The sequence below is a fragment of the Cognatishimia activa genome (genome assembly GCF_026016445.1).
Lineage (GTDB): Bacteria > Pseudomonadota > Alphaproteobacteria > Rhodobacterales > Rhodobacteraceae > Cognatishimia > Cognatishimia activa_B.
In genome coordinates, this window is sequence record NZ_CP096147.1 from 395,878 (window position 1) to 412,595 (window position 16,718).

At 54.0% G+C, this 16,718-nt stretch carries 15 protein-coding genes; 1 reads left to right on the forward strand and 14 read right to left on the reverse strand.

Annotated elements, in window-relative coordinates; all coding sequences use genetic code 11:
* Positions 1-27: 27 nt before the first annotated feature.
* Positions 28-837, reverse strand: coding sequence for a 3-methyl-2-oxobutanoate hydroxymethyltransferase (gene panB / locus M0D42_RS01925; RefSeq protein WP_265019929.1), 810 nt, complete (start codon positions 835-837; stop codon positions 28-30).
* Positions 834-1,673, reverse strand: a complete 840-nt coding sequence (panC, locus tag M0D42_RS01930; protein ID WP_265019930.1) for a pantoate--beta-alanine ligase — start codon at positions 1,671-1,673, stop codon at positions 834-836. Before panC ends, panB begins: the two co-directional genes overlap by 4 nt.
* Before the next feature lie 421 nt (positions 1,674-2,094).
* Here panC and M0D42_RS01935 point away from each other — a divergent pair, with 421 nt between their 5' ends.
* On the forward strand, positions 2,095-3,165 hold the full coding sequence (locus M0D42_RS01935) for a hypothetical protein (protein WP_265019931.1): 1,071 nt from the start codon (positions 2,095-2,097) through the stop codon (positions 3,163-3,165).
* Positions 3,166-3,169: 4 nt separating this feature from the next.
* Here M0D42_RS01935 and M0D42_RS01940 read toward each other — a convergent pair whose 3' ends face one another.
* From M0D42_RS01940 to M0D42_RS01995, 12 genes are all read right to left on the reverse strand, one after another.
* Positions 3,170-3,826, reverse strand: a complete 657-nt coding sequence (locus M0D42_RS01940; RefSeq protein ID WP_265019932.1) for a class I SAM-dependent methyltransferase — start codon at positions 3,824-3,826, stop codon at positions 3,170-3,172.
* Positions 3,826-4,773 carry an aldo/keto reductase gene (locus tag M0D42_RS01945; protein ID WP_265019933.1) on the reverse strand — a complete coding sequence of 316 codons (948 nt, stop codon included), beginning with the start codon at positions 4,771-4,773 and terminating at the stop codon, positions 3,826-3,828. Before M0D42_RS01945 ends, M0D42_RS01940 begins: the two co-directional genes overlap by 1 nt.
* 120 nt (positions 4,774-4,893) lie before the next feature.
* Positions 4,894-5,349 (reverse strand): PaaI family thioesterase, encoded by a 456-nt coding sequence (locus M0D42_RS01950; protein WP_265019934.1) that lies wholly within the window; start codon positions 5,347-5,349, stop codon positions 4,894-4,896.
* A 227-nt stretch (positions 5,350-5,576) separates the two neighbouring features.
* Positions 5,577-6,647: a BMP family ABC transporter substrate-binding protein gene (locus M0D42_RS01955; protein WP_265019935.1), complete on the reverse strand. Its 1,071-nt coding sequence runs from the start codon at positions 6,645-6,647 to the stop codon at positions 5,577-5,579.
* Positions 6,648-6,692: 45 nt separating this feature from the next.
* Positions 6,693-7,613 carry an ABC transporter permease gene (locus M0D42_RS01960; RefSeq protein WP_265019936.1) on the reverse strand — a complete coding sequence of 307 codons (921 nt, stop codon included), beginning with the start codon at positions 7,611-7,613 and terminating at the stop codon, positions 6,693-6,695.
* Positions 7,613-8,695: an ABC transporter permease gene (locus M0D42_RS01965; RefSeq protein ID WP_265019937.1), complete on the reverse strand. Its 1,083-nt coding sequence runs from the start codon at positions 8,693-8,695 to the stop codon at positions 7,613-7,615. The genes M0D42_RS01960 and M0D42_RS01965 overlap by 1 nt, the downstream gene beginning before the upstream one ends.
* Positions 8,692-10,224: an ABC transporter ATP-binding protein gene (locus M0D42_RS01970; protein WP_265019938.1), complete on the reverse strand. Its 1,533-nt coding sequence runs from the start codon at positions 10,222-10,224 to the stop codon at positions 8,692-8,694. The genes M0D42_RS01965 and M0D42_RS01970 overlap by 4 nt, the downstream gene beginning before the upstream one ends.
* Positions 10,221-11,168: a xanthine dehydrogenase accessory protein XdhC gene (gene xdhC, locus M0D42_RS01975; RefSeq protein WP_330221185.1), complete on the reverse strand. Its 948-nt coding sequence runs from the start codon at positions 11,166-11,168 to the stop codon at positions 10,221-10,223. The genes M0D42_RS01970 and xdhC overlap by 4 nt, the downstream gene beginning before the upstream one ends.
* On the reverse strand, positions 11,161-13,458 hold the full coding sequence (gene xdhB / locus M0D42_RS01980; RefSeq protein WP_265019939.1) for a xanthine dehydrogenase molybdopterin binding subunit: 2,298 nt from the start codon (positions 13,456-13,458) through the stop codon (positions 11,161-11,163). Before xdhB ends, xdhC begins: the two co-directional genes overlap by 8 nt.
* Complete coding sequence (gene xdhA / locus M0D42_RS01985) at positions 13,455-14,822, reverse strand: xanthine dehydrogenase small subunit (RefSeq protein WP_265019940.1); 1,368 nt, start codon at positions 14,820-14,822, stop codon at positions 13,455-13,457. Before xdhA ends, xdhB begins: the two co-directional genes overlap by 4 nt.
* 303 nt (positions 14,823-15,125) lie before the next feature.
* Positions 15,126-16,061, reverse strand: coding sequence for a hypothetical protein (locus tag M0D42_RS01990; RefSeq protein ID WP_265019941.1), 936 nt, complete (start codon positions 16,059-16,061; stop codon positions 15,126-15,128).
* 29 nt (positions 16,062-16,090) lie between these two features.
* A complete protein-coding gene (locus M0D42_RS01995; RefSeq protein ID WP_265019942.1) occupies positions 16,091-16,675 on the reverse strand; it encodes a TetR/AcrR family transcriptional regulator in 585 nt (194 codons plus the stop codon).
* Positions 16,676-16,718: the final 43 nt, after the last annotated feature.

Consider the following 16,718-nt stretch of genomic DNA (forward strand, 5'->3'; position numbering starts at 1 on the left):
TGGCGGGCCCCTGTGATTATGCTTCTGTTATTTATAGACTTCTTTTTCGGTTGGGAAGGCCCGAGTTTTCACGTCTTCTGCATATTCTGACACAGCGCGTTCAATCGCTGGGCCAAGATCGCCGTAGACCTTAACGAACTTCGGTGTCCATTCGTTCAACCCTAGCATGTCTTCCAGAACGAGGATTTGGCCATCGCATTGTGCTGATGCGCCGATGCCGATTGTCGGGATCGGACAGGTCTCAGTGATTTTATTGGCGAGCTCTTCGACGACGCCTTCAACCACAACTGAAAAGGCACCTGCCTCAGCAACGGCCTTTGCGTCTTCGATGATTGCGTCCCAGCCGTCTTTATCGCGGCCCTGGGTTTTGAAACCACCCATCACGTGAGAGCTTTGCGGTGTTAGTCCAATATGCGCCATGACAGGTATGCCGCGCTCCACCAAGAAGTGGATGGTCTCGGCCATGCGTTTGCCACCTTCGAGTTTCACCGCGCCACAGCTGGTTTCTTTCATGATTTTGGCCGCGTTTCTGAAGGCCACAGCTGGGCTTTCTTCATAGGTGCCAAAGGGCATATCCACAACGATCAGCGCTTTTTCGGTACCTCGGACAACGGCTTTGCCGTGCATGATCATTAGATCAAGCGGTACACCTACAGTGCTTTCCATGCCGTGCATGACCATGCCAAGGCTGTCACCCACCAAAATGAAATCCGCGTATTTGTCGACGATGGCCGCTGTATGCGCGTGGTAGCTTGTCAGCGACACAATCGGCTCGCCGCCTTTACGGGCAGCGATTTCTGGCACGGTTGTGCGGCGGATTTTGACTTGCTTGCTCATGGTGTAATGACCCTTTGATCTAGCAGAAGGACACCGCCGAATTCCGCAGAAAGCATAATGGCGGCGGGGGAGGTCAGAGGGCCGCTGAGTTCAGCCAGCGATTCTGCCTCTACGATGTCGAGACCGCGCAAAGTGGCGCGAGGCTCGGCGTTGATTGTGTTGGATATTGTTTTGCGAAGAGCCTCGACGCTTTTATCATCCAGCGCCTCCACTGCATCCAGAGACCGCGAGAGCACCAGTGCAGCTTTTCGGTCCTCAGCACCAAGGCGAACATTGCGGGAGGACATGGCAAGACCATCTGCTTCGCGGACGATCGGAACGCCAATGATGTCGATTGGAAAGGCCAGATCGCGCGTCATGCGCTTGATGATCTGGAGCTGTTGATAGTCTTTTTCACCGAAGGCCGCGAAGTCAGGCTGCACAAAGTTGAAGAGCCGCGCCACGACGGTGGTCACACCCCGGAAGTGACCGGGGCGCACTTCGCCATGCAAAATGTTGGCCATGCGCGTTGTTTCCACGATGGTCTCATCACCATCTGGATAAACGTCGATGACCTCAGGGATCAGCACCAGGTCAACGCCAGCTTCTCGTAACATGGCCAAATCGCGCGCTTCGTCGCGGGGATAGCTGTCTAGATCTGCAGCTTCTCCAAATTGGGTAGGGTTTACGAAAATCGTCACCGCGACCCGGTCAGCGCGGGCCTTGGCAGCTGCCACCAATTCCATATGGCCAGCGTGCAAGAAGCCCATGGTGGGGACCAAGCCCAGAGTTTCTCCGGCTTTACGATAGGATTTCACGGCGCTGCGACAGTCAGCGATCGTACGGACAACCTGCATTGATAGGCTCCCTGAAGTCATTTGCTGAGGTGTAACAAAATATTCTGCGCTGCGGCAAGGCTTGCCACAAATTGTGTCGTCACGTGATTTGTCATGATTTCGGCAAAATTCCCTCAGAATTCCGGCAATTTGTTTTGCAATGCTTTAAAAGTCTAAAGGAGTTTGCCTAGTATGCGCCGCGTTTTACCCATGATGTTCGCTTGTCTGTCTTTAGTCGGCTACGCCGTCTTCAATGCACATAGCGACAAGGGTGAGGATCTTGCATACTTAGTGCCCGAAGCTGCACCCGTATTGGTAGACACGTTGACACAGTAATTGGTCAACCCCCTCAAATAGGCGCAATGATGCCTCGTTTGTTTCCTATTACTGCCTAATCGATCACATAGCTCTTGATGGAACCGATTTGTTTTGGAGCCGTCTTATGTTGAAGTACCTTCCTGCTGCCTTCGCTGTTATTGCCGTTGGGGTTTTCACTGCGCTTGACTACATGGGATACCGCAATCGTTCGGTTGAAATCGCCAGCCTGCAAGAGGCAGCGACCAAAATCGACGCGGATTTTGAGGTCGCAGAGGTCTCTTACACAGATCATCTTCTTAGTATGATTGGCATGGCGGATGGCTTGCCAGATCCGACGCTCGAGTCCGCTCGGATTGAGCGGAAAGTTCTGCGTGCAGCGCCATTGAATAGTTATTTCCCTACGCCTTCGGAAGATGTCTTGGCGGGATGGGAACGGATTGAGTGGCAGAATGATTTTCACACAGGATTTGGCTGGCCGGATGGAATGACGGCCGAGGAGACTGCAAGTTATGCGCCTGATCTTGAGCGAGATGTTGCAATTTTCTTGAACGGTCGCAGCTCGATCTACCTGCGTGCTGAATTTTCTGAACCTACCAACGCATTGGCAACACGTTTGAAGCAGGCATATTGGGTTGTTGAAAGCGGTCGCTCTCTGGATCGCCTGCGTGAGGGCCGTCCGCGCGCCAGTTATTTCTGGACCAATGTAAAAGAGACAAGCCGCGGAGCGAGTGTGTATGACGCGAAGGATCACAAGCACTTTCACCAAGTTGCCGGGGTGCATTGGCTGACAGCCAAGTCCAAAACCGCGCGCCGAGATGAAAAGATGCGCTATATGTTTGCCTCATTGGGTGGCGGCGTTGTTTTGAAGTTGCGCGCTCATGCGCCCGAAGATGTGATCAAGCAATTGATGGATCAACTTGATTATCAGTCACTCAATCAAATGCAGACACTTCCAAGCCCGCTTATCGCGGATGGCCTGGATGAACATCTGATCGATACTCCTGAAAATTGGCTGGAACAGCACGGTAGTGAAACACCTGTCGCGAGCCATGGAACTGGGCTTGGCCAGAACAAAATAAAGGCGAAGTCCGAACAAAAAGAAGCTAAGTCTCTTCCAACGGTTCATAAAGGTGGCTTCAGCGGAAAGAACTGTACAGGTGAAAAAGGAAAGACCTGCAAGGTCACAACGCAGTAGCAGGCTATCCTGAGGTTTTTCTGAATTCCAAGGCAAGGTTATTGGCAGGCATCTGATGGGTCATGATGGTCGCGAGGCCATGACCTGCCGCCCATGTGATGATCTCACCTTCGTCTTTGTACCCGATCTCAGGGTCCTCAGTTACGAGGCTCTGATGGAAGGCGCGATCACCCGGACTGGTCAATTCTCCGTCGCGCATAAATGGTCCATAGATCAAGGCCGTGCCTCCCTTCGCCAGCGCCTTTGCGCTTTCAGCAATTAGGGTTTGGGCTTCTGTCTGTGATACCAGATGTAACAGATTAGCGAGAAATACCATTTGAATGCCCTGCATCTCAGCGGCCCACCCAGAGGTGGTGGCATCGAGAATACGGGCGGGGGCAATGTTTGGCGCTTTGCTTTCAGTAGCATAGGCATCGATACTGGCAATGCGATCTGCTGTGACATCAGTTGGTTGCCATTGAAGCGCCGGACACCGCGCCGCGAAGGCTACGACGTGTTGTCCCGTTCCACTTGCGATTTCCAACGCCGTTCCTGTTGTCGGAGCCACTTTTGCGATCAAGTCCGCGATCACATCGCAATTGCGTGCGGCTGAGGGTGCAAAGAGGCGTGCGCCGCTGCCTGCTGTGGCGATACTGGCTGATTTCGGTGGCTTACGAACCATCAAACCTCTTCCAAACGATCCGTGGCGGGGGCAGGCGTTGGGCTAAGTGCGGTGATTTCCTGATACATCTCATCAGATAGGGTGTAATTGATTGCCTCAAGTGACGGGACAAGTTGCTCTGCTGAACGTGCTGACAAAATGGGGCTCACTTTGTTTGGATGTGCTGCGACCCATGCCACAGCAAGCGTCGCAGCGGAAACGCCTTCTCGTTTTGCGACCTCCGATAGCGCATTAGCCGCTGTCCACATCCAAGCCTGTCCGTAACGCGCATGATAACGGCTGTCTTCAGCAAGGCGCCCAACCGTCGATTTGTCATCTATCCCACCATATTTCCCGGTCAGCAGACCACCTCCCAATGGCGAGTAAGGAGCAACCAATATGCCCTGATCCTTTGCCATTGGCAGTAATTCGACCTCTGCCTGACGTTTTACCAAATTGTACATGGGTTGCAGGATATCGATCGTGAGACCGCATTCTGCCGCGACCGCGACCGATTTCATAACCTGCCATGCGGCGTGGTTACTCACCCCGATATGGCGGATTTTACTTTGCTGCTTAAGTTCAGCCAGCGTGTCGTAGGTCTCTTCAAGCGGTGTCTCAGGATCAAAGCGATGCAGATACAGGATATCGACGCTGTCCATGTCCAATCTTTGTCGGGAGGTGTCAAAGGCCTGCAGAATGTTCTTACGCCCGGAGCCGCCTTTATATGCAGCCTTGGTCGCGATCACGAGGCGATCGCGTAGCGGTGCTGCGAATTCCCCAAGCAAAGTCTCTGATGCACCATCAGTGTAAACATAGGCCGTATCAAAATGATTAATCCCGGCCTCAAGACAGGCGTCAAACATCTCACGGCTGGCCTTGGCGTCAGCGCGCCCGCCAAATTGCATAGTGCCAAATGTGAAGCGACTGATCGGGGTGCCGTCCGGAGAGGAAATGGGGGTGCGCATGAGGAGCCTTCCATGTCATGAATTCACCTTGCCTTGGAGACCCGCAGCAAAGTGGGCATCACCTAAGGAACAAATGTGAAGTTATCGTGAAGGTCAATGCCGTTGAAGGCAAGCTATTCGCTATTCCTTCACATCCGGCCTGTCCTGCACCGACATCAGTGTGGCCGTCATAGTGGCAATCAGCTTTTCGGTGCCACCGGTCACTGCATAGGCACTGGCCTCTGCCACCGAGATGGTGCGCCCAGATTTTACAACGTGCGCTTTAAACAAAAAACGCTCCCCTTTGGCAGGGGATAGGAAGTTGCTTTTGAACTCAACTGATAAGACCGAGGCATGTTCTTCCATCAAAGAATGCGCCGCATATCCGCAGGCGCTGTCCATTGCGGTGGTCACGATGCCCGCGTGTAAAAAACCGTGTTGCTGCGCGAAATCTACGTTGAATGGCATAGAAAGGGTCATGCGGCCGGGTGCGATTTCGGAGATTTCAATCCCAATGCTTTTCATCGCATTCTGTCGAGCAAAACTTTCTCGGACTTTGGTTTCCCAATCAGGGAAACGGGGCGCGTGTTCAGTCATCTACTTTGGCTCTTTGACGTTCTGCCGGATGGCAGTTGGTGAGGGGCAAGATGCACGCCATAAACCTGGGCCTTCTGCATCGCTGACCTCCCAATCTGCTGTGCGCATTCAGGATGCCAGAGCCCAAACGGATTGAAAATGCAGAAGGGTAGAAACGCGGCGTCACACCGCAAACAAAAAAGCCCCACCAAAAGGCGGGGCTTTCAATCTTAGCTGTGATGAAAAGATCAGTTAGGAACTTCGCCTTCGATACCTTCGATGTAGAAGTTCATACCCGCAAGTGTACCATCGTCGGCTGTCTCGCCATCAGCCAGCCATGCAGAACCGTCTTGTTTGTTAATCGGGCCAGTGAAGGCGTGGTATTCACCGGACGCCAGTTTCTCGACCATAGCCAGTGCTTCGGCTTTCACGTCCGCTGGTACGCGGTCAGAGATTTCACCGATGCCAACCATGCCTGCACCGATACCGTCCCAAGTGTTCGCAGTTTCCCATGTGCCGTCCATAACGGCTTTGGTGCGTGCGATGTAGTAAGGTGCCCAGTCATCAATGATGGAAGACACACGTGGGAATGGCGCGTATTCGGACATGTCAGAGGCCTGACCGAAGGTCACAACGTTGCCAGCTGCCTGTGCCGCCGCCTGTGGCGCAGTGGAGTCGGTGTGCTGCAGGATCACATCCGCGCCTTGCTCGATCAGAGCTTTAGCCGCGTCTGCTTCCTTCGCAGGGTCAAACCATGTGTAGGCCCAGATAATTTTGAATTGCACGTCTGGGTTCACACGTTTGGCGTGGATGTATGCAGAGTTGATGCCACGGATCACTTCCGGGATTGGGAAAGAGGCGATGTAGCCGATGATGTTGCTTTCGGTCATCTTGCCTGCGATGTGGCCCTGAACTGCGCGGCCTTCGTAAAAGCGTGCAGAGTAGACGGACACGTTATCGGCGGTTTTATAACCGGTTGCGTGCTCGAACTTCACGTTCGGGAACTTCTTCGCGACGTTGACGGTTGGGTCCATGTAGCCGAAGGATGTGGTGAAGATCAGGTCTGCACCCTGCAGCGCCATTTGCGTGATCGCGCGTTCAGCATCGGCTCCTTCAGGGACGCTCTCTTGGTAGACGGTTTCAACCTGATCACCAAAGGCTTCTGCAACCGCTTTACGGCCTTGGTCGTGTTCATAGGTCCAGCCGCCATCACCGACTGGGCCAACGTAGATAAAGCCGACTTTGGTTTTTTCGGCCATTGCGCTGGTCGCAAGGCCCATGGCGACTGCAGCCGTCGCCAGAAGTTTCGTAAGTTTCATTTCGGGTACCCCCTGTTTAGATTTTATATTGGCCTCACAAGCAGACTAGTGCGAGGCGTGGAAAGGTCGGCCAAGCGAGGCGGGCGCCGCGCTTTTGTCAGCCGAGAGAATAACAAGCACCAAGATGGTGATCAGATAGGGTGACATTGCCAAGTATTCGACCGGAATGGCAATGCCTGCTGCCTGTAGGTTGAGCTGTAAAACATTGATACCGCCAAACAAATAGGCACCCAGCAGAACACGCCATGGTTTCCAGCTGGCAAAGACCACCAACGCAAGTGCGATCCATCCAATGCCAGCGGTCATCCCTTCGGTCCATTGCGGCACGCGGATGAGGCTGATGTAGGCGCCGCCTAGGCCTGCGCAAGCCCCGCCAAACAAGATCGCCAGAATCCGGACACGCACAACGTGATACCCCAAAGCATGCGCGGCCTCGTGGTTTTCACCAACGGCGCGCAGGATCAAGCCCACTCGGGTGTATTTGAGCGTGGCCCAGACGGCTGCAGTCAGGCCTAGTCCGATGTAGAGCACGAGATCATGACCGAAGAGAATAGGGCCAACGAAAGGAAGGTCTGAAAGAACGGGAATGTTCAGCGTGCCCATCGCGGGGGGTTTAACACCCACATAGCCTTGCCCCATGAGTGCTGAGAGCCCCAAGCCAAAGAGGGTAAGCGCAAGACCGGAGGCCACTTGGTTAGCTAAGGCAAATTGGGTCAGGAATGCAAAGAGCATTGATAGGATCGCACCACCTGCCATGGCAGCCAGAATACCCAGATAGGGTGAGCCGGTCTCCACAGAAACAGCAAAGCCGCAGATCGCGCCGACAATCATCATGCCTTCGACGCCAAGGTTCAACACACCGGCTTTTTCAACGACAAGCTCTCCGATGGCGGCCAACAAAAGCGGGGTCGCCGCCACCATAAGTGAGGCAATCAGAAGGGTGGGGCTGATGGCTGAGAGGTCCATTATGCGGCTCCCTTCGCGGCAAATCGGATGCGGAAGTTGGATAGCAGGTCAAGCGCCAGCAAGAAGAACAAGAGCATGCCTTGGAAGACCTGAATGGCAGCTGCAGGGAGGCCAAGGTTGGCCTGTGCAATTTCACCACCGATGTAAGTGAGCGCCATCAAGAGGCCTGCGAGTAGAATGCCAATTGGGTGCAGGCGTCCGAGGAACGCGACGATGATCGCTGTGAAGCCATATCCGACGTTGAAGTCGATGCTGATCTGGCCAGACGGTCCGGACACTTCGAAAAGGCCCGCAAGCCCCGCAAGAGCGCCGGAAATGCCCATGCAAAGAATGGTCAGCCGGGTTGGATTCACCCCACCAAAGCGGGCCGCACGCGGTGCTTCACCGGTAAGGCGGATATTGAACCCAAGAATGTGCTTGTTGAGCAGGATGTAGGCAAAGATCACAGCGATAAAGGCCATGGCAACGCCCCAATGCAGTCCCGTACCTGCGAGGATTTCAGCGTTGTGGCCGCTGGGGTAGTCCTGGAAGTTGCGGCTGCCGGGGAAACCATGCCCCTCTGGATTTCTAAGCAATCCTAGTGACATAGAGGCCAAAAGTTGTTCGGCCACGTAAACCAGCATCAACGACACAAGGATTTCATTGGTGCCGAATTTGACTTTCAACAGTGCTGGGATCATCGACCAAAGCATGCCTCCGAGGAGACCAGCGAGGATCATCAGAGGGAAGATAAAAACGCTTTCACTCGGATAGAATGCAAGGCCGACAGCTGCGCCGCAGATGGCTCCAAGGATGTATTGCCCTTCAGCGCCGATGTTCCAGATCCCTGCACGGAAGCCGAGGCTCAGACCAATTGCGATCAGGATCAGTGGGCCGCCTTTCACCAAAAGCTGTGGGCGGTAGTAGAAGGAGAACTCGCCAAAAAGCGGGTCATAGAAGATCGTGCGGATTGCTTCGAGAGGGTTTTTGCCAAGAGCTGCGAACAACAATCCACCGGCAATCATGGTCACGACCACGGCGATCACCGGCGTGAATAGCGACCAGAATTGGCTGGGTTGTGGGCGTTTTTCCAGGTGGATCATGCGCTTGCCTCCTGAATATGAGCCACTTCCATGCCGTGGCTCCCGCCCATCATCAGGCCGATTTCATCAATGGTGAGACCCGCTGTCGGGCGCAGATCTGAGAGCCGGCCTTCGTTCAGAGCACCGAAGCGGTCTGAGATTTCCATAAGCTCATCAAGGTCTTGGCTGATCACAACGATGGCAGCGCCGTTGGCTGCAAGGTCCATGAGAGACTGCCGGATCGCAGCCGCAGCGGCCGCATCGACGCCCCATGTGGGTTGGTTCACGATCAGGACGTCTGGTTCCTGCAAGACCTCTCGACCAATTACGAACTTCTGCAAGTTACCGCCAGAAAGCGCGCGCGCGGCGCGGTCTGATCCCGGTGTACGTACGTCAAATTCGCTGATGATCTGATCCGCGAACTCCGTTGCACCTTTCCAATTCACAAACCCGTTGTTTGTCAGCTCTTGCCGGATGGCCCCGGTCAGAAGCGCGTTTTCAACAAGGCTCATGTTGGGCGCAGCCGCATGGCCCAGCCGTTCTTCTGGCGCGGCAAGAGTGCCGATGCCGCGGCGCTGGTTCGGGCCGAGATTGCCCACAGCCTCACCGCGGATTTGCACGGTTTCAGCGCTTGTCAGCAGCTCACCTGACAGGGCTGCAAGGAGTTCATCCTGCCCATTTCCTGCAACGCCACCAAGGCCGAGAATTTCACCCGAGCGGACTGAAAAACTGATGTCTTTCAACGATGTGCCAAAAGGATTGCCTGAGGCCGCCGTCAGGTTTTCAACCCGCAAAACCTCTTCGCCACCATCCTGAGCGGTGCGGGTGGGTGTTTGCAGCGTGTCGCCCACCATCAGCTCAGCCATCTGACGTGCAGAGGTTTCCGCGGGCACGCATTCTCCGACATTCTTACCAAGCCGCAGGATAGTTGCATGATCACAAAGCGCACGAATTTCTTCGAGTTTATGGGAGATGTAGAGGATCGAAGTACCTTCGGATTTCAGCTTCCGAAGCGTTTCAAACAGGATCTCGACCTCTTGCGGCGTCAGAACTGAAGTCGGTTCGTCCATGATCAGCAGCTTGGGGTCCTGCAACAGGCAACGGATGATCTCTACGCGCTGGCGCTCACCTGCAGAGAGGTCACCGACTGTGCGTTCTGGATCAAGGGGCAGACCGTAGGTCTCGCTGACTTCCCGAATACGGCGCGCCAGATCGCGCATCTTCGGAGGGTTCTCCATGCCCAAGGCGACATTCTCTGCAACGTTCAAGGCATCAAATAGCGAGAAATGCTGAAACACCATCGCCACGCCACTTGCGCGGGCCACGCGAGGCTCCGCAGGCGCGAAAGCCTTCCCTCGCCAGGTCATCGCCCCACTATCTGGTTTCACCAGCCCATAGATCATTTTGACCAGGGTAGATTTGCCAGCGCCGTTTTCGCCCAAAAGAGCGTGAACCTCTCCCTCCGCGATGTCAAAAGACACGTCATCATTGGCAATGACACCCGGATAGGCTTTGGTCAGCCCCTGAATCGAAAGTAGCGGTGACGTCATGCGGTCCTGTCCCTCCGGGCCGAATAAACTTGCTGTTTGTTCAATAGCTTGGCTGCGACACCAATTGCAATCTCTTGAGGGTGTTTCCCAAGACTTGGATCGCCAATTGGGCAAGTGATCTGTGATATCTGATCAGGGGAGTGACCTAATTCTGATAACCGTTTCTGAAAGCGTGCCCATTTTGTCTTAGAGCCAATAAGACCGATCTCAGAATATCCCTGATGAAGCAATGCATGACATAGGGAGAGGTCCAGGCTGTGAGAGAAGGTTAAAATCAAGTGCTCAGAGTTCGGAGGCGCGTGATTGACAAGATCATTCGGAACAGTCGCGGCAACCCAGTCCACTCCGTCGGCAATTTTCGCTGGAAATCGATCTTTATGGGTATCGATCCAAGTAATCGAAAACACTGGGAGCGGTGCCAAAACATCGACGATTGCGCGGCCCACATGCCCAGCTCCCCAAACCCATAGCTTGCGCGGAGCTTGGTGAATGGGTTCAATCAACCATCCGTCGGTTAGTCTGGCCCTCAAGGCGCATCCCTCTGATCGCGCCTTGGCAATATCTCGCGTGATTGCGAAAGGTTTGTCGGCTGTTCCTTCAACGCGTCTGAGATGGAAGGGGTTCTGAGACAGAGCATCTATATAATCCTGATCGATGCACTCACTCACCAAAGTAACTGCACCGCCACAACATTGACCAAGCTCAGGACCTAAAGGGTGGCGGCTGACCTTGATCGCGATGTCTGATCGGAGTTGTTTGAGTGCCGCCTTTGAGGCCTCAAATTCTAATGTTCCCCCACCGATAGTGCCTTGCTGGGCATCGTTTGCGACTAGCATTGCAGCGCCGATCTCTCGAGGCGTGGACCCTTGCACATCGGCTGTCACCACCCTGATGTAGGGACCATGATCACGCAGGAAGTTTTGCAGTAGCTCTAAATCAAGCATTATGCACCCTCTGAACCGCTTTTAGGACACTTTCGGGTGTCGCAGGTGCTTGCAAGTTCGGGTAGGTCTGGCCGCAGGCAGCAATGGCATCTGAAAGAGCCATAAAGGCCGAAATGCCCAACATAAAAGGTGGCTCGCCGACCGCTTTGGAACGATAAATCGTCTCTTCCGCGTTGCTATTTTCATAAAGCGCGACATTGAAAATATCTGGCCGATCCGAGCAGGCAGGAATCTTATATGTGCTCGGCGCGTGCGTTTGCAGGCGACCAGCATCATCCCAGACAAGTTCTTCAGTTGTCAGCCAACCTGCACCTTGAACATAGGCGCCTTCAACTTGGCCAATATCAAGCGCTGGGTTCAGGGAGCTCCCAGCATCATGCAAAATATCGGCACGCAGAATGCGGTTCTCACCTGTGAGAGTGTCGATCACAACTTCGGTGACGGCCGCGCCGTAGGCAAAGTAATAGAAAGGGCGGCCACGACCTTGGATGCGATCCCACTCCAGGTTTGGCGTCTTGTAAAAGCCGGTTGCTGAAAGGCTGATCCGGTTTTCGTAGCAGAGCTTGGCTGCCTGAGCGAAAGTCATGACATTATCGCCTGCGTGCAGCAGACCTCCTGCGAATGTCACGTCTTCAGGCCGGCACTGATGGTATCCGCCTATGAAATCAGCCATGCGTGCTTTGATCAGGTCGCAGGCATTGCGGACAGCCATGCCGTTGAGATCACTGCCAGAGCTGGCGGCGGTTGCAGATGTGTTCGGGACTTTGTCAGTATCGGTTGCTGTGATGCGCACGGCGGACATAGTGACCCCAAAACGGCTCGCTGCGACCTGAGCGACTTTTTGATTGAGACCTTGACCCATTTCAGTGCCGCCGTGGTTCATGCGGATCGAACCGTCTTGGTATACATGCACCAAAGCCCCAGCCTGATTAAGGTGGGTCAGCGTGAAGGAGATACCGAATTTGACCGGCGTGAAGGCAATTCCCTTTTTCAAAACCGCATTCGCGGCGTTCCACTCTCGGACGGCGTTGCGTCGGGCCTCATAGTCGCACTCTTTGATCAGACGTTCTGTGAGATCGTTTAAGACGAAATCTGTGACCTCTTGACCGTAGGGCGTTTCGTTTGTCTTCTCAAAAGCTTGCCCGCTTTGCTCTGCATAGTAATTAACAAGCCGGACGTCCAATGGGTCCTTGCCAAGGTGATGCGCAATGTGGTCCATGACCCGTTCGACGCCCAACATCCCCTGTGGCCCGCCAAACCCACGGAATGCAGTGGCTGATTGCGTGTTTGTCTTAAGGCGATGGCTTTCAATGCGGATGTTTTCGATCAGGTAAGCGTTGTCTGAGTGCAGCATCGCGCGATCGGCAACGGGCAGGGAGAGGTCTTGTGCCCATCCACAGCGCGCCAGTTGTAGAAAGTCGATGCCAAGTATGCGGCCCTGATCGTCAAATCCAACGTCATATTTGATCCTGAAATCATGCCGTTTGCCGGTGATCACCATGTCATCATCGCGATCATAACGCATCTTGCATGCGCGTCCTGTGATCGAAGCAGCGATTGCACAGGCGACCGCCAAAGCATTGCCTTGGCTCTCTTTCCCGCCAAATCCACCACCCATGCGACGCGTTTCTACGCGAACCGCATGCATGGATTGCCCTATGGCATCTGCGACCTTGTGTTGGATTTCAGTTGGGTGCTGCGTAGAGCTGCGCACCAGCATGTCGCCATTGTCCTGCGGTTGAACCAGCGCCGCCTGACCTTCCAGATAGAAGTGCTCTTGCCCGCCCATTTCAAAGATTTCAACAAGACGGTGCGGCGCGTTTTCAATCGCAGCGGCAGCATTACCCTTGTTCCAAATCCGTGGGCCGTCTTCAAAATGGCTTCCGGCTGCCATGGCGTCGTCGATCGTCAGCAGGGGGCGTGTTTCAGAATAGCTGATTTCCCCAAGTCGTGCGGCTTTGCGCGCGGCCTCATGGCTGTCTGCGACGACCACAAAGAGCGGTTGGCCCATATAATGGACGTTTCCGTCACTCAGCAGGGGTTCGTCATGGATTGAAGGGCTGACGTCGTTTTCAAACGGCAAGTCTTCAGCTGTGAGCACCATTACAACACCTGCCGCATCGCGAACGGGCTGTAGATCCATATTGGTGATTTCACCGCGTGCAATCGTCGAAACACCAAAGGCGAGGTGCAAAGTGCCTGACGGCGTTGGAATGTCATCGACGTATTGCGCCTGCCCGGTGACGTGCAGCTCTGCGCTGTCGTGAGGGAGAGGGTTTGAAACGCTCATGGACTGACCTCCAGAACAGAGGTCGCCGCGCCGAGATCTTCCAAGAAGTAGCGTGTCAACATATTGCGCGCGGCATCTAGGCGATAGTCGGCAGATGCGCGCATATCGCTGAGCGGCGTGAAATCCTGCTCCCAGGCTGACCAAGCCGCGGCAATGGTCTCTTCGTTCCAAACCTGACCAATCAGGGCTTGCTCAACATTAAGCGCACGTTTTGGGATGCCCGCCAAGCCTCCAAAAGCTATACGGGCTGATGTTACGCGATCCTTTTCGATGGCGAGATTGAAAGCGCCAAGGACGGCAGAGATATCTTGATCAAACCGTTTTGAAAGCTTGTAGACACGCAAACGATCGGTCTGACGTGGGATCGAAATACGTTCTAAAAATTCACCCGCGCGCCGGTCTTGTTTGCCGTATTCAATGAAGAATTCTTCTAAGGGGATTGTCCGCCGGTCCTTTCCGCGACGCAGATGCAACTGAGCATTTAGCGCTATCAAGGCAGGTGGCGTGTCTCCTATCGGTGAGCCATTGGCAATATTGCCGCCCAAGGTCGCGCTGTTGCGAATTTGGGTGGAGGCAAATCGGCGCAGCATCTCAGCAAAACTTGGGAAATGGTTCTGAAGAACGCCCCGAAGTTTGGTCAGCGAGACCATTGCTCCCACATCGATATGGGATTTGGTGACATCAATGGTGTCCAAATCTTTGCAACCATCCAAGAACACCACTGGTGAGATGTCTTTTAGACCTTTGGTCACCCAGAGGCCTACGTCGGTTGCGCCTGCCACCAAAGTCGCATGGGGCTCTCCTGCGTAAATGTCAGCGAGTTCATCCGCCGACTGCGGTCGGTATGACTCTGTTGCCAGATCGCTCAAGTCGGGCAGCTCGTCAAAAAGCCACGACGGTTTTGGCGCAGCTGACGCATCTTCAGCAGCGCGAATGATTGGCGCGTAGCCCGTGCAGCGGCAGAGATTGCCCGCCAGTTGGTCATCCCAATCCGTTGCATCGTTCTGATGTGCGGCGACCATGGTTGTAATAAATCCGGGCGTACAGAATCCACATTGGCTGCCGTGATGTCGGATCATGGCCTCCTGAACCGGGTGCAGGGTGCCATCTCGCGACGACATTCCTTCAACGGTGCGCACAGCCTTGCCGTGAAGTTGTGGCAGAAACAAAATACATGCATTGCGGGCGGTCATTCCATTGGCGTCAGTGACAACAACAGAGCAGGCACCGCAATCGCCTTCGTTGCAGCCTTCTTTCGTCCCTTTCAGGTGTTTCTCTTCGCGCAGCCATTGCAAAAGCGTTGTGGTTGGGGCCACGTCGCCGAGGTCCACGGTCTCTCCATTCAGAAGAAACGTGATGTCCATTCAGAAAACCCGTCGCCTTACCGATATATTGTGCCGTGATGCGCTTCTTCGATGCGACGTAGAAAAAACGCGGCTCCCCATTGTTCTGGGTAAGAAGGATAGGGAGCGAAAACGCGATCTGGCAAGGAAAACTTGGGCAGATGTTATGCGATCAAATAAGGAAGGCCTAATTGTTGAGCGATGCCAGACCTTCTTTAAGGTGCTGTAAGTAAAAAGTATTACGTTGATCTATTGGTAAAAATTGAAAGTCTTCAAGGCGTCCCCGACATTATTCAAACCGGGAACGCCAATGACGTACAAAGCTTATTGCTTTGGACGGAAAGGTTCTAGAACCAAGACGTCTACTTTCTTCACACGTGCAAATCGCTCCGAGACGTCGTTTTCAACAATCCACGTATGTTGAGTTTTGGCGACCAAGTGGGTGCCATCGGGCAACAAGCCTGCCCAGTCAAAGATCATAACCGTCTGCCAGTTGTCATCTTCGGTTTTTGTAACCTCAAGGTCATCGATAATATGAGTGCTCGCGGACACCTGGCTTCCCGGACCAGCCAGCCAATTTGCGAGGCCTTCGTAGTCTTTGATCAAGCCTGAAGAGAAGTTGATCTCTGGGTTTTCAGCAAGGATTTCTTTGAAAGGTTCAGGATTTCGGGAAGGATCTTCAATAATCGTGAGCCAGCGATGCACGAGACTCCGTACGCGGTTCTCCGGATACGCATCGTAGTAGTTTTCAGCCACACCCTGAGAAGCGTTTGAAATTTCGACTTTGGCCAGTTTCGGCAAGGTCTCAGGTGTGCCATCAAAGGCCACAGCATAGGAAAGCTCGGCTTGACCAATCACCCCTTCCGGGCCGGCGCCGATGTTTTGATAGGTCACGTCGGCTGTGAGCGAAACTGAGCCAGCGTCGTTAATCTCAACATCAACTGAATTGATCTTGTGACTGTTCTTCCACGTGGTGGGCAGGCTTTCAACGCGCGCTTTGTAGTCGTCTTGTCCATTGGCTTCACCCAAAGTGGACTTCACATAGATGTCCTCTGCGAGGATATCGAGTGCATTTTCGAGGCCGCCCTCGGGACGCTCATAGTACTGGAACCAGCGATAGAACTGGGTCAGCGCCGCGTTGGCTTTATAGCCATCTTTGATGTCTTGAACGGTCATTTCAGCTGTGGCTGTAGTTGCTATCATCAGTGTTGCCCCGCTCACGGCGAGGGCCGAGAGGCAGTTCAGAATTGAGTTGCGCATTTTTGCTCCGAGAATAAATGAGTCAAAGCTCATTTATCAATGGCAGCCACCGAACGCCAACACATTTCTTGGATTTCTTCGAGTAGGTCGGATTCTTGCTGAGCGCCGCCCAATGCAGCCCGTCGCGCAGTATGAATGAGCGGTGAAAGCAACATGATTGCGATCGCAGATGGTGAGGCTGGCTGGAGCGTGCCATCTTTCAGTCCTGAATTGACGAGGGCATAAAGATCGGCATCGATTTGGGCCACGGTCTGGTGATCTTCGGCCGTTAAAATCGAAGAGTTTGCGACCGCTTCCATTAAAATCACATCTCTTGGGTATTCCAGAAGATGTGCTGCGAACCCTTTGAGAGCGCAGCGAATTTTGTGTTCAGAGGTGTCGCTCACTTTGGATGCGCCAAGCATCTCCTCGCTAAGACCGGCTTTGAGACGCAGATAGGCATCGCGATAGATTGCATCTTTATTCGCATAGTAGCGATAGAGCGTCCCCACCGAGAGACCAGCGCGCTGGGCGATCCGGTTAACAGATGCCGAAGCAAGCCCGTACTCAGCCAGTTCATCCACGGCGGCTTTGCGCAATTCTGCGCCTTTATCTCCGGATTTTGTGCGTGCCACGCGGCCTTACTTTCTTCAGGTGACAATTGCTGATTTTCAATCC